At 67.0% G+C, this 14,666-nt stretch carries 15 protein-coding genes and 2 tRNA genes; 7 read left to right on the forward strand and 10 right to left on the reverse strand.

What is annotated here, in order from left to right; all coding sequences use genetic code 11:
* Positions 1-30: 30 nt before the first annotated feature.
* The gene (locus BKK81_RS14760) at positions 31-648 is read right to left on the reverse strand and encodes a hypothetical protein (RefSeq protein ID WP_231907930.1); all 618 of its coding nucleotides are present in this window, start codon (positions 646-648) and stop codon (positions 31-33) included.
* Positions 649-911: 263 nt separating this feature from the next.
* Here BKK81_RS14760 and fdxA point away from each other — a divergent pair, with 263 nt between their 5' ends.
* The 3 genes from fdxA to BKK81_RS14775 all read left to right on the forward strand — a co-directional run bounded on the left by fdxA (position 912) and on the right by BKK81_RS14775 (position 2,808).
* Complete coding sequence (gene fdxA / locus BKK81_RS14765; RefSeq protein ID WP_071014323.1) at positions 912-1,235, forward strand: ferredoxin FdxA; 324 nt, start codon at positions 912-914, stop codon at positions 1,233-1,235.
* A gap of 151 nt (positions 1,236-1,386) precedes the next feature.
* Positions 1,387-2,496, forward strand: a complete 1,110-nt coding sequence (locus BKK81_RS14770) for an NAD(P)/FAD-dependent oxidoreductase (RefSeq protein ID WP_071014325.1) — start codon at positions 1,387-1,389, stop codon at positions 2,494-2,496.
* Positions 2,497-2,732: 236 nt separating this feature from the next.
* A tRNA-Asn gene (locus BKK81_RS14775) sits at positions 2,733-2,808 on the forward strand.
* A 275-nt stretch (positions 2,809-3,083) separates the two neighbouring features.
* Here BKK81_RS14775 and BKK81_RS14780 read toward each other — a convergent pair.
* Positions 3,084-3,159: transfer RNA gene (locus BKK81_RS14780), tRNA-Met, on the reverse strand.
* Positions 3,160-3,574: 415 nt separating this feature from the next.
* Here BKK81_RS14780 and rpsU point away from each other — a divergent pair.
* Positions 3,575-3,787, forward strand: coding sequence for a 30S ribosomal protein S21 (gene rpsU, locus BKK81_RS14785; protein WP_029044331.1), 213 nt, complete (start codon positions 3,575-3,577; stop codon positions 3,785-3,787).
* A 64-nt stretch (positions 3,788-3,851) separates the two neighbouring features.
* Here rpsU and BKK81_RS14790 read toward each other — a convergent pair whose 3' ends face one another.
* Positions 3,852-4,385 carry a PaaI family thioesterase gene (locus tag BKK81_RS14790; RefSeq protein WP_071014328.1) on the reverse strand — a complete coding sequence of 178 codons (534 nt, stop codon included), beginning with the start codon at positions 4,383-4,385 and terminating at the stop codon, positions 3,852-3,854.
* Between the two features lie 134 nt (positions 4,386-4,519).
* Between BKK81_RS14790 and nodI the strand changes: the two genes are divergently transcribed.
* Genes nodI through BKK81_RS14805 form a run of 3 tightly spaced genes read left to right on the forward strand, consistent with a single transcriptional unit; the run spans position 4,520 to position 6,608 of the window.
* Entirely contained in the window at positions 4,520-5,473 is a 954-nt protein-coding gene (gene nodI, locus BKK81_RS14795) for a nodulation factor ABC transporter ATP-binding protein NodI (protein ID WP_071014331.1), read from the forward strand.
* A gap of 2 nt (positions 5,474-5,475) precedes the next feature.
* Complete coding sequence (locus BKK81_RS14800) at positions 5,476-6,339, forward strand: ABC transporter permease (protein ID WP_071014334.1); 864 nt, start codon at positions 5,476-5,478, stop codon at positions 6,337-6,339.
* Positions 6,336-6,608 (forward strand): hypothetical protein, encoded by a 273-nt coding sequence (locus BKK81_RS14805; RefSeq protein WP_231907931.1) that lies wholly within the window; start codon positions 6,336-6,338, stop codon positions 6,606-6,608. The genes BKK81_RS14800 and BKK81_RS14805 overlap by 4 nt, the downstream gene beginning before the upstream one ends.
* Positions 6,609-6,633: 25 nt before the next feature.
* Here BKK81_RS14805 and BKK81_RS14810 read toward each other — a convergent pair whose 3' ends face one another.
* The 7 genes from BKK81_RS14810 to trpA form a co-directional block, all read right to left on the reverse strand.
* Positions 6,634-7,839, reverse strand: a complete 1,206-nt coding sequence (locus BKK81_RS14810; protein ID WP_071014337.1) for an O-succinylhomoserine sulfhydrylase — start codon at positions 7,837-7,839, stop codon at positions 6,634-6,636.
* A 368-nt stretch (positions 7,840-8,207) separates the two neighbouring features.
* On the reverse strand, positions 8,208-9,734 hold the full coding sequence (gene purF, locus BKK81_RS14815) for an amidophosphoribosyltransferase (RefSeq protein WP_071014340.1): 1,527 nt from the start codon (positions 9,732-9,734) through the stop codon (positions 8,208-8,210).
* A gap of 125 nt (positions 9,735-9,859) precedes the next feature.
* Positions 9,860-10,357 carry a CvpA family protein gene (locus BKK81_RS14820; RefSeq protein ID WP_071014342.1) on the reverse strand — a complete coding sequence of 166 codons (498 nt, stop codon included), beginning with the start codon at positions 10,355-10,357 and terminating at the stop codon, positions 9,860-9,862.
* Between the two features lie 25 nt (positions 10,358-10,382).
* Positions 10,383-11,144 carry an SPOR domain-containing protein gene (locus tag BKK81_RS14825; RefSeq protein WP_071014345.1) on the reverse strand — a complete coding sequence of 254 codons (762 nt, stop codon included), beginning with the start codon at positions 11,142-11,144 and terminating at the stop codon, positions 10,383-10,385.
* A gap of 59 nt (positions 11,145-11,203) precedes the next feature.
* On the reverse strand, positions 11,204-12,514 hold the full coding sequence (folC, locus tag BKK81_RS14830) for a bifunctional tetrahydrofolate synthase/dihydrofolate synthase (protein ID WP_071014347.1): 1,311 nt from the start codon (positions 12,512-12,514) through the stop codon (positions 11,204-11,206).
* Between the two features lie 260 nt (positions 12,515-12,774).
* The gene (gene accD / locus BKK81_RS14835; RefSeq protein WP_071014351.1) at positions 12,775-13,647 is read right to left on the reverse strand and encodes an acetyl-CoA carboxylase, carboxyltransferase subunit beta; all 873 of its coding nucleotides are present in this window, start codon (positions 13,645-13,647) and stop codon (positions 12,775-12,777) included.
* Positions 13,648-13,867: 220 nt separating this feature from the next.
* Positions 13,868-14,665, reverse strand: a complete 798-nt coding sequence (gene trpA / locus BKK81_RS14840) for a tryptophan synthase subunit alpha (protein ID WP_071014354.1) — start codon at positions 14,663-14,665, stop codon at positions 13,868-13,870.
* Position 14,666 lies beyond the last annotated feature (1 nt).

Raw genomic sequence — 14,666 nt, forward strand, 5'->3', positions numbered from 1 at the left:
GCCCAGCGCCAGAACCGCCCCGCCAGCCACTCAGCCGCCGTCGGAATAGGGATCGGGCTGCCGCGTACGGCCCATTCCCTGCACGCACCAGAGCTTGCGCCCATGCACGCCCGGGCAGGTCGACAGCATGGCTTGCGCGCGCGGCACATTGTCGGGCAGAGGATCGGCGAAGGCACCCAGCTCGGTCATGATGCGCTCGCGATAGACCGGCTGGCCGTCGCGCAGGAACAGCAGCACCTGGATACGCTGGCCGCGTGGCGGATCGAGTGCGGGGTCGCACGGCACCAGGCCGGCCCGGCCGCAGTTCATCATGCCGTCTCCGGCCGGCATCCGCTTCACGGTGAAATGATCCCACTCGAAGCTGGTCAGGTCGCCCAACGCCACGGGCTGCGCATTTTGCGCGCCACGGGCGACCAGCCTGGCGACCACGCTACCGGCATCCGCCGTACCGTTGAGCGACTGCGCGCACGTGCCCGCGGCCAGCGCCAGCAGGGCGAGGCCGGCCGCGGCACGGGCGCGCAGCCCGGATGCGTGCCGGTCCGACCGGCACGCAGTGCGCCGCGGGGACGGGGAAGTCAAAGGAAGAATGGCCGGCACGGACTGCACCTCCTGTGGCAAAAAGGCGGCCCCGCAAGCCAGCGCGGCCATCTCACAGCATAGAACGCCTGCGTCACATCGGCGGAAAAGATCGCGCGGAAGGGAGCACCAGGCTGAGCTGGATCAAATATACATAAAGAAATAAGAAAACTATCTGATCCCGGTATATAGCACCACTGCCCTCGCCTTCCGGCTCGGCTACAATATCGGTCTTTGAAAGATCATGGCCCGCGCTCGCGCTGCACTTTCTGCGGCGGCGCCGGTGACAAGCGGCCAGCCCCCAATCCAAGCCGATCCGATTTTCTGGAACCGAAATGACTCACGTTGTCACCGAAGCCTGCATCCGTTGCAAATACACTGATTGCGTCGACGTATGCCCGGTCGACTGCTTCCGCGAAGGCCCGAACTTCCTCGCCATCGACCCGGACGAGTGTATCGATTGCGCGGTGTGCGTAGCCGAGTGCCCGGTGAACGCGATCTATGCCGAAGAAGATGTGCCCGGCGACCAGCAGGAATACATCGCGCTGAACGTCGAGCTGGCACGCGGCTGGCCTTCCATTACCAAGACCAAGTCTCCCCTGCCGGAGGCCGAAGAATGGAAGGACGCCACCGGCAAGCTGCAGTACCTGCAGCGCTGAACCGCGCCGAGCATACCAAGACAAGACAAGGCCCGCGGACACCGGCCCTGCCGCGCCACGGCGCGAGGGCTGCCGACGGGCCGGCAAGCCGTCCCCACGTGCATTCCCGCCACGGCGGGCGCAGCGCGCCCGCAGAACGTACAGGACGATCATGGATTTGAGCATTCCCAACCCCATCGCCGACGCTTCTCAGCACGCCAGCATCGCCATCCCGAGCAGCGGAAAGCCGCTGGATATCGATGCGCTGATCGTGGGCGCCGGGCCGGTGGGCCTGTTTCAGGTCTTCGAACTGGGCCTGCTCGAGATCAAGGCCCACGTGGTCGACTCGCTCAAGGTCGTCGGCGGCCAGTGCGTCGAGCTCTATCCGGACAAGCCGATCTATGACATTCCGGCCGTGCCGATCTGCACCGGCCAGGAACTGACGGACAACCTGCTCAGGCAGATCGAGCCGTTCGCGCCCACCTTCCATCTGGGCCAGGAAGTCGCGGTGGTCGAGCGGCGTGATGACGGCCGCTTCTTCGTCGAAACCTCGACGGGCACGCGCTTCCTCACCAAGACCCTGTTCATCGCGGCGGGGGTCGGTTCGTTCCAGCCGCGCACGCTGAAGGTCGAGGGTATCGACCGCTTCGACGGCAAGCAACTCTTCTATCGCGTCAAGGATCCGAGCCGCTTCCATGGCCGCAACCTGGTCATCGTCGGCGGCGGTGACTCGGCGCTCGACTGGGCGCTGGATCTGGCCGGCAAGGCCGAGTCGATCGTGCTGGTCCATCGCCGCGACGGCTTCCGCGCCGCGCCCGCTTCGGTGGCCAGGATGAAGGAGCTCTGCGAGCGCCTCGAAATGCAGTTCATGGTCGGACAGATCGGCGGCTTCGAGGAAAAGGACGGCCTGCTGACGGAACTGCGCGTGGCGGGCGCCGACGGCATCACGCGCCGCTTGCCGCTGGACGACCTGCTGGTCTTCTTTGGCCTGTCGCCCAAGCTGGGCCCGATCGCCGAATGGGGCCTGGACCTGGAGCGCAAGCAGATCAAGGTCGACACGGAGAAATTCGAGACGAATATCCCGGGCATCTTTGCCGTGGGCGACATCAACACCTACCCGGGCAAGAAGAAGCTGATCCTGTCGGGCTTCCACGAGGCAGCCCTGGCCGCCTTCGGTGCTGCGCCCTACGTCTTCCCCGAGAAGAAGATCCACATGCAGTACACCACCACGTCACCGAAACTGCACAAGATCCTGGGCGTGGACACACCGGTGTTCGACTGAGCCGGGCGCGCTGCAAAAAAGAAGGACTCCGGACAGTTTTTCCTGGCATAAGAGCAGGAGAGCTGCTATAATGCGGCCTCGCTCTTGAGCGGACAGCTGCAGACTGGTCCGATGGACCAGCAAGCCGCGCCGCGATTGGCAAACCAGAGATTCGGCAAAGCTGGCGACATCGATAAAATGTCAAAAAACTATTGACGAATCAGAGAGAAACTGGTTATAATTTTTTTCTCAGCTGTTCCCCGATAGCTCAGTCGGTAGAGCGCCGGACTGTTAATCCGTAGGTCCCTGGTTCGAGCCCAGGTCGGGGAGCCAAAGAATGCGAAGGCCCGCAAGCAATTGCGGGCCTTTTTGCATTGGTCGTCGCCATTGGCGACGATCGGCAAGGCCAACCGATACCAAAGCCCCCCCCCTCCCTACGGCACAAAAATTGCGAAGCACAGACGAACACAACGACGAGCCAGTCGAACGCAGCGCCGAGCCGAAGGAGAAAAACAGGGAGAACGACGGAGAAAAGCGAGGGAGAGGTAGTGCAAGGACCCCGGCAGCATGCACCGAGGAAAAACTTTGGCTGGAACCGGCCAGGAGACTGGTTGCGGGGGCAGGACTTGAACCTGCGACCTTCGGGTTATGAGCCCGACGAGCTGCCAACTGCTCCACCCCGCGTCAGAAGTGCGAATAATACAGCACTCACCCGATCCGCGCCAGCCCTTCCTGCCAGACCACTTTCTTGACAAGTGCTTGAAAATCGCGTAAAAGGTAGAGTTTATCCGTTCGCGCGCGTATACGCGTATACGTCGTGCACCGCATCGCGCAGGCCAATGGGTCCATGAGAACCCCGGGAGGCCGACGCAAGCGCTGCAGCGCGGGCCAGCACCGGTTGCCGGGTATCCCGGCGCCGTGTTGCAGGCAAGGATCGGGCCTTCTGCCGCTGCCGCGCCGCCTTCCGCCACGAAGGACGGAAGGCGGTAGCGACAAGCCGTCCGACGGTGTCGTCGGACGTGCCGGGGCTGATCCCCGGGCGCGCGACGCCCCTCCCGTTTGAACCACGCCGCCTTGCGGCATCCCCGAAAGGACTGAATTGACTAAGATCGTCTTGAAACCAGGTGAGCCCGTTGAAGTCGCGATGCGACGCTTCCGCAGGGCAATTCTTCAGACCGGCCTGATCGTCGAACTCAAGAGCCGGACCGCCTACGAAAAGCCGACGACTGAGCGCAAGCGCAAGAAGAAGGCTGCCGAGTCGCGCCTGCGCAAGCGCCTGCGTATGCAGATGCTGCCGAAGAAGCTCTACTGAGCCTCGCGGCATGCCAAATAACCGCCAGCCCAGCTGGCGGTTTTTTTTCGCGGTACCACGCCCGTCAGGCGTCCGGCAGCGGGAACAGGAGGCAGGTCGTGGTGGCGTAAGCGTACAGTTTGCCTCGCACGTCGACGATACGCCCCTCGGCAATGCCGATCTGGTTGGTCAAACTGACCACCTTGCCCTCCGCGCGGATCGGCCCGGTCTCGGCGGTCAGCGGCCGCACGTAGTTCACCTTCAATTCCAGCGTGGTATAGCCCTTGCCGGCCGGCAGTTGCGTGTGGATGGCGCAGCCGACACAGGAATCGAGCAACGTCGCGGCATAACCGCCGTGCACGGTACCGATCGGGTTGTAGTGGCGGGCGCCGGGCGTGCCCTGGAAGACGAAGCGCCCCACTTCGAACTCGACTGGCACGAAATCCATCAGCTCCCCGATCGGCGGGCCCGGCAACCTGCCTGCCAGCATGTCCTCGAAGAACTGCAGTCCCGAGCGCGCGCGCAGATCCTGGCGCGACGCCACGCCGGGGCTGCCGATGCCAGCCCTCGCCCGCCGCTCGGCCTCGTGCCACTGCGCCAATACGGATTCCGTATTCATCCTTGCTGTCTCCCTCTTGCTCTTGCGGTCATCGATTGCGCAGCACCGCCACGGTGCCGCTCCAGCGAACGATAACCGTTCGGCGCCATTCTTGCTGCAGCGCGCCACGATGCGGCACGCCGAGGACCGGCATAATGGCTGGTATCGCGCCGCCGGCGCCCCCAAGCCGCCCAGCCTTGACCGCCATCCTCCAACTGCAGAAGGTAAGCAAGCACTACGGCGATACGCTCGTGGTGGACGACCTCGACCTCGAAGTCCAGCGTGGCCAGTGCTTCGGGCTGCTCGGCCCCAACGGTGCAGGCAAGACCACCACGCTGCGCCTGCTGCTCGGCCTGACCACACCCGCTGCCGGCAGCATCACGCTGTGTGGCGAGCCGGTGCCGGCGCGAGCACCGCAGGCACGGATGCGCGTCGGCGTGGTACCGCAGTTCGACAATCTCGACCCCGACTTCAGCGTGATCGAGAACCTGCGCATCTTCGGCCGCTATTTCGGCTTGCCCGGCGCCGAGATCGAACGCCGCATCCCGGCCCTGCTGGAGTTCGCGCGGCTGGAGAACCGCGCCGACGCCCAGGTGCGGGACCTCTCCGGCGGCATGCGCCGCCGCCTGACGGTGGCGCGCGCCCTGATCAACGATCCCGACCTGCTGGTGCTCGACGAGCCCACCACCGGCCTGGACCCGCAGGCGCGCCACCTGATCTGGGAGCGCCTGAAGTCGCTGATGGCGGCGGGCAAGACCATCCTGCTGACCACGCACTTCATGGAGGAGGCGGAGCGTCTGTGCAGCTACCTGTGCGTGATCGACGGCGGACGCAAGATCGCCGAGGGCCGGCCGCACGAACTGATCGATGCGCAGATCGGCTGCGACGTGGTCGAGGTCTACGGCGATGAGCTGGAGCCATTGCGGGCAAGGCTGGCGCCGCTCGCCCAGCGGGCGGAGATCAGCGGTGAGACGCTGTTCTGCTATGTGCGCGAGCCCGCCCCCCTGCTGGCGGCGCTGCACGGCAACGGCGGCGTGCGCTACCTGCACCGGCCGGCCAACCTGGAAGACGTATTCCTGAAACTGACGGGCCGGGAGATGAGGGATTGAGCATGGCCGAACAGGACCCCCGTACACCGCTGCCGCCCGTCGCGCCGACGCGCGCTGCCCCGCCCGCCTCCGTGCCGGCGCAACGCTATCCGCAACCGCTGTGGCCGCGCAACCTGCGCAACTGGACCATGGTCTGGTACCGCAACTTCATGGTGTGGAAGAAACTCGCCGTGCCGTCGATGATCGGCAACCTCGCCGACCCGATGATCTACCTGTTCGGCCTCGGACTCGGGCTGGGCATGCTGGTGGGGCACGTAAGCGGCGTTTCTTATATCGCCTTCCTCGCGGCCGGCACCACCGCCTCGAGCGTGATGATGTCGGCAAGCTTCGAGGCCATGTACTCAGCCTTCTCGCGCATGCACGTGCAGCGCACCTGGGAAGCCATCATGCACGCACCGTTGACGCTGGGCGACGTGGTCCTCGGCGAGATCGCCTGGGCGGCCAGCAAGGCGGTGCTGTCCGGCACGGCCATCATGCTGGTGGCGGGCGTCCTCGGCTATGCGCACTGGAGCGGCATGCTGCCCGCACTGGCGGTGATCGCCCTGGCCGGCCTGGCGTTCGCCGGCCTGGCGACGATCGTCACCGCGCTGGCGCCCAGCTATGACTTCTTCATGTTCTACCAGACCCTGGCCATGACGCCGATGCTGCTGCTGTCGGGCGTTTTCTTCCCGCTCGAGCAGTTGCCCAGCGCCGTGCAGGCGGCGGCCAAGGCCTTGCCGCTGGCGCACGCGGTGGCGCTGATCCGCCCGCTGCTGCTCGGCTGGCCGCTGCAAGGCGCCTGGCTGCATGTGGCGGTGCTGGCAGCCTACGCGCTGGCCGCCCTGCTGGTCTCGCTGATGCTGCTGCGCCGGCGCCTGCTGCGATGAAGACGGCAGCAGCCACCCGGCCGCCGCGCGCGGCGCGCACCATGCTGGCGACCGCGTCCGCCATCCTTGCCGTCCTCGCCGTAGCGGGCATGTGCGGCTGCAGCGTGGTAGGCGCCACCGTCGCCGTAGGCAGCGCCGCGGTCTCGGCCGCGGCTACCGCCGGCTCGGCGGCGGTCAGCGTCGCCTCGACCGCGGTCAGCACCACCTATGACGTCGGCAAGGCCGGCGTCCAGGCCGTTTCGGGCAGCGGTAGCGACGCGCCCCGTTGAGCTGTGCGACTGCAGCCCGCCTGGCTTAGTCGCCGAGCCCGCGCAGCAGATCGGCCTTCAGGTCGGCCACGGACTCCAGGCCTACCGCCATGCGGATCAGGCCCTCGCCGATGCCGGCTGCCGCCTTGGCCTCCGGGCTCACGCGCGCATGCGTGGTGGTGTAGGGATGGGTCACCGTGGTGCGCGTATCGCCCAGGTTACCCGTGATCGAGCACAGCCGTGTGCTGTCGATCACGCGCCAGGCATTGGCGCGCTGCTGCTCCGGCGTATCGCCCTTCAGCTCGAAGGACACGATGGCGCCGCCGCCGCTCTGCTGGCGCTGGGCGATCTCATACTGCGGATGGGACTTCAGCGCCGGATGGTAGACGCGCGCCACGGCCGGATGGGATTCGAGGAATTCGGCCAGGGCCAGTGCGCTGGCGGAGTGCCGCTCCATGCGCAGCCCCAGCGTCTCCATGCCCTTGAGCAGTACCCAGGCGTTGAACGCCGACAGCGTCGGACCGGCCGTGCGCACGAAGGGGAATACCTTGCCCATGATGAAGTCGTGCTTGCCCAGCACGGCACCACCCAGCACGCGGCCCTGGCCGTCGATATGCTTGGTGGCCGAATGCACGACGATGTCGGCGCCGAAGCGGATCGGCTGCTGCAGCGCCGGCGAACAGAAGCAGTTGTCGACCACCAGGAGCGCGCCGGCGTTGTGGGCGATGTCGGCCACCGCAGCGATGTCCGCTACCTCGGTCAGCGGATTCGACGGCGTCTCGAGGAAAAACAGCTTGGTGCTGGGGCGCACCGCCGCCCGCCAGGCGGCGAGGTCGGTCGGATCGACGAAGGTGGTCTCGACGCCGAACTTGGCGAAGATATTCGAGAACAGCGTCATGGTCGAACCGAAGATCGCGCGCGAGCTGACCAGATGATCGCCAGCCTGCAGCGAAGACAGCACCACCGACAGGATCGCACTCATCCCCGATGCCGTGGCCATGCAGGCCTCGGCGCCCTCCAGCGCGGCCAGGCGTGACTGGAACATGCTGACGGTGGGATTGGTGAAGCGCGAGTAGGTGAAGCCCTCCTCGGAATTGGCGAAGCGCTCGGCGGCCTCGGCGGCGCTGTGGAAGCAGAAGCTGGAGGTCAGGTACATGGCCTCCGAATGCTCCATGAACTCGCTGCGCAGGGTGCCGGCGCGCACGCCAAGCGTATCGATGCCGAGGGAGTCGAGGGGGAGCGGTTCGTTCATGGTCTATGCGGCGCGGCGCGCGTTCCGTGGTTCGTTCGTGGTTCGGGCCGCCGCAGGCCGGCGGCCATGCAAAAAAGCCCGTTCGATCGGGTGGCCGAATCGACGGGCTGCATGAGGTGCGGGTGTTCTGGATGAGTGCCGGGCCTGGCGCCGCGGCGGGATGCCGGCGGGTGTCGTGCCTGCTCTGCACAACCGCCCTGCGGCGCTCCGCTTTAGCTGTTTCGGGCCTGGGCACGGAGAGCGCGGCTCCCCGACCGATTCCCCCGCCTGCCGGCAGGGCCCGCGTCCGCAAGCTGACAATCAAATCGACGCCCGGCCATGTTACGGCCGGGCCCGGTGTTCGTCAACGCGTGCGGGGCCGCCCGTGCTTACTCGTTGCCGCCGGAACGCTGCAGGTGCAGTTGCGAGCGCTCGGTTTCCCCGGTGCCCTCACGGTCGGCCTGGCTGCGCGCCGTTTCCAGCCGCGTCAGGTAGGCTTCGTCGATGTCGCCGGTGATGTAGCGCCCATCGAAGCAGGAGGCATCGAAGTCCTTCAGCGCCGGATTGATGTCGCGCACGGCCTGCTTCATCGCTTCCACGTCCTGGTAGACCAGCTGGTCGGCGCCGATGATGCGCGCGATCTCTTCGTGGGTGCGGTTGTGCGCCACCAGCTCGCCGCGGGTGGGCATGTCGATACCGTACACGTTGGGGAACTTCACCGGCGGCGCGGCCGAGGCGAAGATCACCTTGTTGGCGCCGGCGTCGCGGGCCATCTGCACGATCTCGAACGAAGTGGTGCCGCGCACGATGGAATCGTCGACGATCAGCACGTTCTTGCCCTTGAACTCCACGCCCATCGCGTTGAGCTTCTGGCGCACCGACTTCTTGCGCACTGCCTGGCCGGGCATGATGAAGGTGCGGCCGACGTAGCGGTTCTTGAAGAAGCCTTCGCGATAGCCGACGCCCAGCTTGTTGGCCACCTGCATGGCGGCCGGACGGCTCGAGTCGGGGATCGGCATCACCACGTCGATGTCGCCGGCCGACACCTCGCGGCGGATCTTCTCGGCCAGGTAGTCACCCATGCGCAGGCGGGCATCATAGACGGGCACGCCATCGATGCACGAATCCGGACGCGCCAGGTAGACGTACTCGAAGATGCAGGAGTTCAGCAGCGGATTGTCGGCGCACTGCTTGCTGTGAAGCTTGCCGTCGAGGTCGATGAAGATCGCCTCGCCAGGCGCCACGTCGCGCTCCAGGCGGTAGCCGATGCCTTCCAGCGCCACCGACTCGGATGCCACCATCCATTCCTTGCCGCTCGGCGTATCGACGCTGCCCAGGCACAGCGGACGGATGCCGAAGGGGTCGCGCACGGCCAGCATGCCGTAGCCGGCGATCTGCGCGGCGATGGCATAGGAGCCGCGCACGCGCCGGTGCATGCCGGCCACCGCGGTGAAGATGGTGTCCGGAGCCAGCGAGGTGCCATTGCTGGCGCGCTGCAGCTCGTCGGCCAGCACGTTGAGCAGCACCTCGGTATCCGAATGCGTGTTGATATGGCGGCGGTCGCGGCGGAACATCTCCTCGCGCAACTGCTGCCAGTTGGTCAGGTTGCCGTTGTGCGCCAGGATGATGCCGTACGGCGCGTTGACGTAGAACGGCTGCGCCTCCTCCTCGCTGGAGGCCGAGCCGGCCGTCGGGTAGCGTACCTGGCCGATGCCGGCCTGGCCGGGCAGGCTGCGCATATTGCGCGTACGGAACACATCGCGCACCAGGCCGTTGGCCTTGTGCATGTGGAACGTACTGCCGTTGGCCGTGGCAATGCCTGCGGCATCCTGTCCGCGATGCTGCAGCAGCAACAGGCTGTCGTAAATCAATTGGTTGACGGGCGTGGAGGACACCACACCGACGATACCGCACATGCCAGACTCCCAGGGAAGGCGTTTTCAATCAGAGGCGCGGGCCCGCCCCATGGCGGCGCCAGCGAATAAACCGTTGCGAGGCCGGCGCGTCCCGGAGCGGCATCCCGCCCCGCGTCGCGCTGCGCTCATGTCTTCACGTACTTGGCGATCTCCGGCGGCAACCAGGGCCGCAGCGAATCCATGGCCTCCACCACATAGGGCCGCGACACGGCGTCGCGCCAGAAAGCCTCTTCCGGCAGCTTGGTCAGGCCTGCCAGGGTCACCACGAACATCACCACCAGCGCGCCGCGCAGCAGGCCGAACACCAGCCCCAGGCCACGGTCGGCCGGCTTCAGCCCGGTTCGCTCCATCAACTGGCCCAGCAGCGTCGCCGCCAGCGCGGCCGCGATCACCGTGCCGATGAACAGCACCACGAAACCGAGCGCCTCGCGCGCCAGCGCACCGCCCGGCACCGACTCCGGCACCCACTGCGCGGCGGTGGGCGCATAGTGATAGGCCACCCAGAACGCAACCACCCAGCCGATCAGGGCCAGCACCTCGCGCACCAGGCCACGCAGCACGCCGACCAGCCCGGAAGCGATCAGGATGAAGGCGACGCCGTAATCGAAAAAAGTCGGTTGCATGGTGACGGGCCCGGAAGGCCGTGCTTCACTGTTCGACGACCTTGCCTTGCAGGCCGGCCGCTGTCACCTTGCGTGCCGCCGCGTCCGCTGCATCGCGGTCGGAGAACGGCCCGGCACGCAGCAACACGCGCTCGCCGTCGGCAAAGGTCTTCTTCTCCACATAGGCCGGCACCTTGCCGGCCTTCAGCTTGGCCACCCAGTTCCTGGCCTTGTCCTCGGAGGCAAAGGCGCCGATCAGCACCAGGTACTTGCCACTGCCCTGCGCCTTGGCGTCGGCGCTCTTCTGCACGGACGGCTGCGGCTGGTCGGCCGCCTTGGCAGCCGTCCTGTCCACCGTCTTGTCGGCGGCCTTGTCCGGCGTGGTTCCCCGCGGCCTGGCCGATGCATCCGGCACGATTTCCTCGCCCGCGTCGAGCGCCTGCTGCGCATCGGCCTTGGCCGACGGCGGCAGCGGATCCGCCTTGCGCGCCTCGACCCGCGGCTTCTGCTTGCCGCCCTGCCCGTTGGCCACGTTGACGCTGACGTCGTCCGACACGGGCCGCGGCTTGGTCTCGAACACGATGGGCAGCAGGATCACGGCCGCCACCATCAGCACCACCGCGCCGATCAGGCGCCGGCGCGCGCGCTGCTTCTGGGGGAATTCGGGATCCAGCGTGTCGTCCGCGTACTCCTCCGCCAGACGCCGCGACGAGGCGATGCCTGCACCCGGGTCCGGACGTGAGCGGCGCGAACGCTCGGGAGCCGGGTCATTGCCCTTGCGGGCGGTAAACAGCGAAAGCAGGCCCATAGATTGGTTCGGTGCGGCGGCGGGCGCAGCCACGCCGCTGTGTTTGCCGTTCCCTGCCGTCAGTTCGCCTGCGTGGCGCGGTAAGCCATCACGCCGGCGACGGTGTAGAACGATCCGAAGACCAGAATTCTATCATTCTCGGTCGCTCTCTCGATGGCGTCGCGGTAAGCCGCCTCGGGGCTGGAAAAACAGGCCGCTGTGGCGTCCGGGCCGGGCCGGAAACCGCCCGCCTCCAACGCCCCGAGCAGGTCCTGCGCGGAGGCGGCACGCTCGGTCGGCAGGTCGCACAGGCACCAGTGATCGACCTTGTCCGCGACGTGGTGCAGCACGCCGGCGATATCCTTGTCGGCCATCGCGCCGAACACCGCGTAGGTGTAGCGGAAGAAGCCCATATTCTCCAGGTTCTGCCCCAGCGTGGCGGCGGCATGAGGATTGTGCGCCACGTCCAGGATCACCGCCGGGCGGCCCGCCAGCACCTGGAAGCGCCCGGGCAGTTCGACGAAGGCCAGGCCGTTGCGCACGTCCTGGGCACTGACCGGCAGGCGCGGCCGCATCGCCTGCAGGGCCGCCAGCGCGGCCGAGGCGTTGAGCAGCTGGTTGGCACCGCGCAATGCCGGATAGCCAAGGCCGCTCAGCTTGCGCCCGCCACCCTGCCAGTCCCACTGCTGGCGTTCCTGCCCCTTGGCGGCGTGGAAGCCGAAGTCGCGCCCGGCCAGCCACAGTTCGGCGCCGATGGCCTCGGCATGCTCGAGCAGGGACTGGGGCGGTACCGGATCGCCGCAGATGGCCGGCGCGCCGGGACGGAAGATGCCGGCTTTCTCGAAGCCGATCGCCTCGCGGGTGCTGCCAAGGTATTGTGTGTGGTCGATGTCCACGCTGGTGACGATGGCGCAGTCGGCATCGATGATATTGACCGCATCGAGACGGCCGCCGAGCCCCACCTCGAGCACGATGGCGTCCAGCCCCGCCTCGGCGAAGGCGTGGATGATGGCCAGCGTGGTGAACTCGAAATAGGTCAGGCTCACCGGATCGGCGAAGCTGTTGCGCGCACGCTCGACCGCCTCGAAGTGCGGCAGCAATTGCGCGTCGCTGAGCATCTCCCCGCCGATGCGCGCACGCTCATTGAATGAAATCAGGTGGGGCGAGGTATGGCAGCCGACCTTGTAGCCGGCTTCCAGCAGGATGCGCTCCAGCATGGCGCAGGTCGACCCCTTGCCATTGGTGCCGCCCACCGTGAACACCACGGCGTCGATGCGCAGGCCCAGCGCCTCCTTGACGCGGGTGATGCGGGTCAGCCCCATGTCGATGCCGACCGGGTGGGCGGTCTCGAGATGAGCCAGCCATTCGGGAAGGGTGTGGAAGATGGGCATGATGGCAATGCGGCGCCCGTCGGGGCAGGCGCCAGGAGCTAGGGTTCTATCGGAATCGGGCCGGTGCTGCGGCGGGCCCTGGCGCGGGTGCCGCGCCTTGCCTGCGAGGTGGAGGCGGAGAATGGAGCCTTCAACGGCATGCCGGCGGCAGGCCCCGCTTCCCCAGCATAGGCCAGCCGGCAAACCGCCGCGGGCCGCTGCCGCCGCACCAAGCAAAAGGCGCGGACATGGTCCGCGCCCTGGTCCTGCACGGGTGCCGCTCAGGCCACCGCGTCGGCCGGCTGCTTCTGCAGCAGTGCCAGCAGCTGCGCCAGTTCGTCGCGCATCTTGCGGCGGTCGACGATCATGTCGATGGCGCCCTTCTGCAACAGGAACTCGGCGCGCTGGAAGCCTTCCGGCAGCTTTTCGCGCACGGTCTGCTCGATCACGCGCGGACCGGCGAAGCCGATCAGCGCCTTGGGCTCCGCGATCACGACGTCGCCCAGGAAGGCGAAGCTCGCGGACACGCCGCCCATGGTCGGGTCGGTCAGCACGCTGATGAACGGCAGCTTGGCGGCCGACAACTGGTTCAGCATCGAGGTCGTCTTCGCCATCTGCATCAGCGACAGCAGGCTCTCCTGCATGCGCGCGCCACCGGTGGCGGTGATACAGATGAACGGCACCTTCTGCTCGAGGGCGGCCTGCGCGCCGCGCACGAAGCGCTCGCCCACCACCGAGCCCATGGAACCGCCCATGAACTCGAATTCGAAGCAGGCCACGACCACCGGCAGCGTGTGGATCGCACCGCCGACGACGACCATCGCATCGGTCTCGCCGGTATCGTCCATGGCGGCCTTGATGCGGTCCGGATACTTCTTGGTGTCCTTGAACTTCAGGGCATCGACCGGCACGATCTCCTGGCCGATCTCATAGCGGCCCTCGGCATCGAGCAGCCCGTCCAGGCGCGCGCGCGCGCGGATGCGCATGTGGTGGTCGCACTTGGGGCAGACGTGCAGGTTGGCCTCGACGTCGGTGCGGTACAGCACCGATTCGCACGACGGGCACTTGACCCACAGCCCTTCCGGAATGCCCTTGCGGGTGGAGGGGTCGGTCTGTTGAATCTTGGGAGGCAGGAGTTTATCCAACCAGCTCATGAAAGCTCCTTTCGGATGGCTGCCGAGCGCCGCGCACGACACGAAAGTCAGGCGCGGCGGCAGGCAACGGACACACGGCCCGGGTTCGGGCCGGGCGCGGGCTCAGCAGGGAATCAGGCCGCGAATTTATCATGCCGGGCGCATGCCCCCGAAGCAAAACCGCTTACAGGTGAAATATGCGCCACAAAACACACCAGAGCAGCCGCCCCCTGCGTCACTTTCAGGCGTCCAGCGCCTGGCGTATCTCCGCGATGAAGGCACGCAGCGATTCTACCGCCTGCTCGCGCGGAGCATCCTCCAGCAACTGCACCAGGCGGCTGCCGATCACCACAGCGTCGGCGACGCTGCTGATGGCCCGCGCGGTCTGTGCATCGCGGATGCCGAAACCCACTCCCACCGGCAGCTTGGCGTGCTGCTTGATCAGGGGAATGCGCGCGGCCACGCTGTCGAGGTCGAGCGCGCCCGAACCGGTCACGCCCTTGAGCGAGACGTAGTACAGATAGCCGCTGGCGATGCGCGCCACCGCCTCGATGCGGTCGTCAGTGGAGGTCGGTGCCAGCAGGAAGATCGGGTCGATGCCGTTGGCGCGCATCAGCGCAGCGAAATCGCCGCACTCCTCGGGCGGATAGTCCACCACCAGCACGCCGTCGACGCCGGCCTCGTGCGCAGCGCGTGCGAAGGCTTCCTCGCCCATGCGCTCGATCGGGTTGGCATAGCCCATCAGCACCACCGGCGTGGTCGTGTCGGTGCGGCGGAATTCGGTCACCCAGGCCAGCACCTTGGCCAGCGTCACGCCATGGGCCAGCGCGCGCTCGGAGGCGCGCTGGATCACGGGACCGTCGGCCATCGGATCGGAGAACGGCACACCCAGCTCGATCACGTCGGCACCGCCCGCGACCAGCGCGTGCATCAGTGCCACCGTCAGGCCGGGTTCGGGGTCGCCGGCGGTGATGAAGGGAATCAGGCCCTTCTTCTGCTGCGCGGCCAGCGCCGCGAAAGTCGTTTGGATTCGGGACATG

The organism is Cupriavidus sp. USMAHM13 (assembly GCF_001854285.1).
In the GTDB taxonomy this organism is placed as follows: Bacteria; Pseudomonadota; Gammaproteobacteria; order Burkholderiales; family Burkholderiaceae; genus Cupriavidus; species Cupriavidus malaysiensis.